This is a genomic window from Pandoraea sp. B-6, from assembly GCF_000282835.1.
Classification (GTDB): Bacteria; Pseudomonadota; Gammaproteobacteria; order Burkholderiales; family Burkholderiaceae; genus Pandoraea; species Pandoraea cepalis.
This window is the reverse complement of sequence record NZ_KB290520.1, coordinates 28032-31151: the sequence shown is the minus strand read 5'-3', so window position 1 is coordinate 31151 and position 3120 is coordinate 28032. Positions and strand designations below refer to the sequence as shown.

General features: G+C 65.2%; 5 protein-coding genes. All 5 read left to right on the top strand.

Annotated features, from left to right (window positions below):
- On the top strand, positions 1-624 hold a 624-nt coding region (locus A985_RS0112015; RefSeq protein WP_017233649.1), incomplete at its 5' end, for a flagellar hook-length control protein FliK.
- A gap of 221 nt (positions 625-845) precedes the next feature.
- The gene (gene fliL, locus A985_RS0112010; protein ID WP_017233648.1) at positions 846-1280 is read left to right on the top strand and encodes a flagellar basal body-associated protein FliL; all 435 of its coding nucleotides are present in this window, start codon (positions 846-848) and stop codon (positions 1278-1280) included.
- A 7-nt stretch (positions 1281-1287) separates the two neighbouring features.
- Positions 1288-2286, top strand: coding sequence for a flagellar motor switch protein FliM (fliM, locus tag A985_RS0112005; RefSeq protein WP_017233647.1), 999 nt, complete (start codon positions 1288-1290; stop codon positions 2284-2286).
- The gene (fliN, locus tag A985_RS0112000) at positions 2286-2714 is read left to right on the top strand and encodes a flagellar motor switch protein FliN (protein ID WP_017233646.1); all 429 of its coding nucleotides are present in this window, start codon (positions 2286-2288) and stop codon (positions 2712-2714) included. Before fliM ends, fliN begins: the two co-directional genes overlap by 1 nt.
- A partial coding sequence (gene fliO, locus A985_RS25235) for a flagellar biosynthetic protein FliO (RefSeq protein WP_157211443.1) occupies positions 2711-3120 on the top strand: 410 nt, incomplete at its 3' end. The genes fliN and fliO, both read left to right, overlap by 4 nt.

Sequence of the window (3120 nt, the reverse complement as noted above, 5' to 3'; positions counted from 1 at the left end):
ATGGCCGACGCGCTGGCGCAAGCGCAGGGACATCGCGACACCGCCGCGCAAGCGGCGACAGCCACCGCCACGCAGGCGGCCGCACAGATCGCGCAAACGGCCACGCCAGCGCTGGACGCCCAACCGCAGTTGCCGGTCCAGGCCAATCTGCCCGCCGCGCTCGCCCTGAACGCGCGCGTGGGGACGCAGGACTGGAACAACCAGCTCTCGCAGCAAGTGGTCTGGCTCTCGTCCGCCCATGCACAAACGGCGCAATTGAGCCTGAATCCGCCCGATCTCGGTCCGCTGCACGTGGTGCTGAACGTGGCGAACGACTCGGCGCAGGCGATGTTCGTCTCGCAACACGCCGCCGTGCGCGACGCCGTGCAGGCGGCCTTGCCGCAACTGCGCGAAAGCCTGGCCAACAATGGCATTGCGCTGGGTAACGCTACCGTGAGCAGCGACAGTTCGCAGCAACAGGCCTTTGCCCAGCAAGGGGCGAATGGCAACGGAAGCGGTAATGGAAGCGGCAACGGCAACGCACGCGGCACCCCGGGCTTCGGCCAGAGCGACGACGCGACGCTCGCCACGACCGTGAGCGTTCCGGTACGCGTGAGCAACGGTCTCGTCGACACGTTCGCCTGATCTCCCCCCGGGATCCGCACGAGCGGCGCGACCGGGCGTCGCACCGCCCTAAAGCCAGCCGGTTTTTCTGCCGTTAAGACAAAGACGCGAGTTAGACGCGATTGTCCCTTCTTTTCGGCCGATCACCCGTTGGCGGGTTGGCCGACAATCATTACCCAATAGCAGGCGAACACATGGCAAATCCCGCATCGACGCAAGCCGCGGCTCCCTCCGGAGGGAGCATGCGCAAATGGATTCTGTTGATCGTTGCGGTAGCCCTTATGGCCGCTGCCGGCGCGGCAACGGCCGTGTATTTGCTGACCGGACGCCAGGAAGCCGCGAAAGCGCCACCGCCCCCGCCGCCCCCCGTGTTCGTCAGCATGGACCCGTTCACGGTGAACCTGACGGGCGAAGACGGCGAGCGCTATCTGCATATCGGCCTCTCGCTCAAGGTGGCAGACGCCGAGACGCAAGCCCGCATCACGCAGCACATGCCCGAAGTGCGCAGCCGTGTGTTGCTGCTGTTGTCGTCCAAGCAGCCGCAGGATCTCGCCACGATCGACGGCAAGCGCCGTCTGGCGAGCGAGATCCGCACACTGGTCGCGCAGCCGTTCGCGGCCAACATGCCGCAGCAGGCCGTGGGCGAAGTGCTGTTCACCGCGTTTGTAATTCAGTGAGTGATACATGGCGCATGAGGAGTTCCTGTCGCAGGAAGAGGTCGATGCCCTTCTGAAGGGTGTCACCGGCGAACAGGATGACCGGTCGGAGTCGGAAGAGCATTCCGGCATCCGGCCATACAACATCGCGACGCAAGAGCGTATCGTGCGTGGGCGCATGCCTACACTCGAGATCATCAACGACCGCTTCTCGCGCTTGTTCCGCATTGCCCTGTTCAATTTCATGCGCCGCAGCGCCGAAATCTCGGTCAGCCCGGTACGCGTGCAGAAGTACAGCGAGTTCATTCGCAACCTGCCTGTCCCGACCAACCTCAATCTGGTCCACATCAAGCCGCTGCGCGGCACGGCGCTGTTCGTGTTCGACCCGAACCTCGTGTTCCTCGTGGTGGACAACCTGTTCGGCGGCGACGGCCGGTTCCACACGCGCGTCGAAGGGCGCGACTTCACGCAGACCGAGCAGCGCATCATCGCGCGCCTGCTCGACCTGGTGTTCGAGAACTACGGGGCGTCGTGGAAACCGGTGTATCCGGTCGAGTTCGAGTACGTGCGCGCCGAAATGCACACTCAGTTCGCCAACGTCGCCACGCCTAACGAGGTCGTGGTCACGACCACGTTCGACATCGAGTTCGGCTCGGTCGGCGGCGAATTCCATATCTGCATGCCGTACTCGATGATCGAGCCGATGCGCGACCAGCTCTCGAGCCCCCTGCAAGGCGAGACGCTCGAAGTCGACAAGCGCTGGGTGCGTCTGCTCTCGCAACAGGTGCAAGCGGCCGACGTCGAAATCGTGACCAACCTCGCGCAGTTCGACATGACGCTCTCGCAGTTGCTCAACATGCGCGTGGGCGACGTGATTCCGCTCGACGTGCCCGAGGTGCTCGAGGCCAAGGTCGACGGCGTGCCCGTGATGCAATGCAATTACGGCGTGTTCAACGGTCAATATGCGCTGCGCGTGAACCAGATGATCAACCATTCGCACAGCGATTACACGAAGGACAACGAGTGATGAGCGATACCCCTCAAACGCTTGGTGACGACGCCCAGGCCATGGCGGACGAGTGGGCCAGTGCCATGGCGGAGCAGACGGCGACCGAAGCCGCGGCGCCACCGGCCGCCGCCCCCGTGTTTCAGCCCCTGGCGGCCACGGCCGGCAATCCGCCGAACGCGACGCACAACGACATCGACCTGATTCTCGACATCCCGGTCCAGATGACCGTGGAGCTGGGCCGCACGAAGATCGCCATCAAGAACCTGCTGCAACTGGCGCAGGGCTCCGTGGTGGAACTCGACGGCATGGCCGGTGAGCCGATGGACGTGCTGGTCAACGGTTGCCTCATCGCCCAGGGCGAAGTCGTGGTTGTGAACGACAAGTTCGGCATTCGCCTGACTGATATCATCACGCCATCCGAACGCATCCGAAAGCTCAACCGATGAATGCAACAAAAGTCCGCGGCGCCCCCGTGGGGCGTGCCGCGGCAGCGGCCGCCCTGTTGGCCTGCCTGACGATCGCCACCGCGCACGCCCAGGGCACGGCCTCGCAGGCTGCGGCCGTACCGAGCCTTGGCGGCGCGGGCATCGTGCAGACGGGGCTGGGCCTCGTGCTGGTGCTGGCGCTGCTCTTCGGGTTGGCGTGGCTGGCCAAGCGTTTCGGGCTGCAACGCCCGTTGGGGGGCGGCAACGTGCGCGTGGTCGGCAGCGCCGCCGTGGGCCAACGTGAACGCGTGGTCGTGGTCGAGGTCGCGGGCGACTGGATCGTGCTGGGGGTTGCGCCCGGTCAGGTGCGCAGCCTGCATGTGATCGATGCGGATCGTGTCGCCGATATGCCCGCCGCGCCCACCGT